This window comes from Psychrobacter sp. Choline-02u-9 (assembly GCF_002836505.1).
Lineage (GTDB): Bacteria > Pseudomonadota > Gammaproteobacteria > Pseudomonadales > Moraxellaceae > Psychrobacter.
The window spans coordinates 1-1,796 of sequence record NZ_PJBF01000015.1; the positions used below are offsets into that span (position 1 = coordinate 1).

A 1,796-nucleotide genomic window follows, 5' to 3' on the forward strand; every position below is an offset into this window, starting at 1 on the left:
GATTTTTTGAAAAAAGCATAGGTCTAGATAATCAAGCTAGATTTTTTAAAACTCCACATTGGTCAATTGTACATAAACCATCACAAGTACCTCTTAAATCAGATAATTGTTCAATAAGCTTTTGTTGCTTGATTATATTTTCTCTGATAGCACTGACATGTAAGTCAATTAATTCATTCACATCTGAACAATTTTTCTCAGGTTTGTCTTTATAGGTAAGTAATTGACGAATTTCATTCAAACTCATATTTAAAGTTCGGCAATTCAAAATAAATTTAATTCGCTCAACATAGCCTACATCGTAAAGGCGGTAATTTCCTTCCGTTCTTTCCGGTTCCGGAATTAAACCTTCCTTTTCATAAAACCTAATTGTTAATACTGAACATGAGGTTTTTTTAGAGAGTTCACCAATTTTTAAATGCATTGAGTTAGTATTTCCAAAGATTCTTGACTCTATAGTAACTATAGGGATTCTAATATTCAAAGTTTATAAATTTTTTTAATGGGTATAACTATGAGTGGCTGTGGATGTAGTAAAGAAACACCATACGAAGATAAGAAATCTCAACAAGAAAATCATCCATCAATTGCAGAAGCAAGCAATTCAAAGAATTGTGATAATACGCCTAGCTGTTGTGGTGAAGAGGAAGAAGAAAAATCTTCATCTCCTTGCTGTAACACTTCAAACAGTTGTGAAGATACCGCTCAATCCTGTTGTGGTTCTGATCCCAAAGAAAATTTAAGCACTGAAAACGTTTTAAAAGATTCGCACTACATGAGTGAATACTTAGTTCCCAAAATGGATTGTTCTGCGGAAGAACAGATGGTTCGTATGGCGCTATCTTCAATTGATGGTGTTCAAAAACTCATCTTTGATTTACCTAACCGGTCTTTAAAGGTTCTACATAATCAAAAAGATGAAAATATAACTACCAAACTTGAAGCTTTGGGTTTTGGTGCAAAGCTTGTGAAGACTGAAACTTATATAAGCAATCAACAGGCTAAGCAAACAAGTACCTATACCATTCCTAAAATGGATTGCTCTGCTGAAGAGCAAATGGTCCGTATGGCTCTTGCAGATATTGAAGCAGTTAAAGGTCTTACTTTTGATCTTCCCAATCGAAAACTGAAAGTCTTCCATAATGAAGGGAGTCAGCAAATTACGGCCAAACTCGAAGGACTGGGTTTTGGGGCGAAACTTGATGAAATACAGCTTTCTTCAGGCGATATACCTAATGAACCTGATCCTGTGAGACAAGCTAAAGTACTTAAACTGTTATTAGGTATTAATGCTCTACTTTTCTTTATAGAATTCATCAGCGGTATTATTGCTGCGTCTACAGGATTGATTGCTGATTCTCTAGATATGTTTGCCGATGCAGCCGTTTATGGTATTGCGCTATATGCCGTCGGAAAAGCTGCGAAATATCAAATAAAAGCAGCCCATTTCGCAGGTTGGATTCAGTTATTACTTGCTGTTATCGTGATTGTTGATGTCATTAGACGATTCATGTTTGGAAGCGAGCCAGAATCAACGCTCATGATTGTTATTGGCCTGCTCGCACTTATAGCTAACGTGACATGCTTATATCTTATTTCTGGTCATCGAGAAGATGGCGCACATATGAAAGCCAGTTGGATTTTCTCGGCGAATGACGTTGTCGTAAATATGGGCGTTATATTTGCCGGTGTACTCGTGGCGTGGACGGGATCAGCTTATCCAGACTTAATCATTGGCATACTGGTTTCTTTATTCGTACTGAATGGTGCCCGAAAAATTTTGGCTTTGAAGTAAG

General features: G+C 36.7%; 2 protein-coding genes. One reads left to right on the forward strand and one right to left on the reverse strand.

Features of this window, described 5'->3' with window-relative positions; all coding sequences use genetic code 11:
* Positions 1–31 precede the first annotated feature (31 nt).
* Positions 32–424 (reverse strand): Cd(II)/Pb(II)-responsive transcriptional regulator, encoded by a 393-nt coding sequence (gene cadR, locus CXF69_RS00520; protein ID WP_000550240.1) that lies wholly within the window; start codon positions 422–424, stop codon positions 32–34.
* Between the two features lie 90 nt (positions 425–514).
* Between cadR and CXF69_RS00525 the strand changes: the two genes are divergently transcribed.
* Complete coding sequence (locus tag CXF69_RS00525) at positions 515–1,795, forward strand: cation efflux transmembrane domain-containing protein (protein WP_102078869.1); 1,281 nt, start codon at positions 515–517, stop codon at positions 1,793–1,795.
* The last annotated feature ends 1 nt before the right edge of the window (position 1,796 follow it).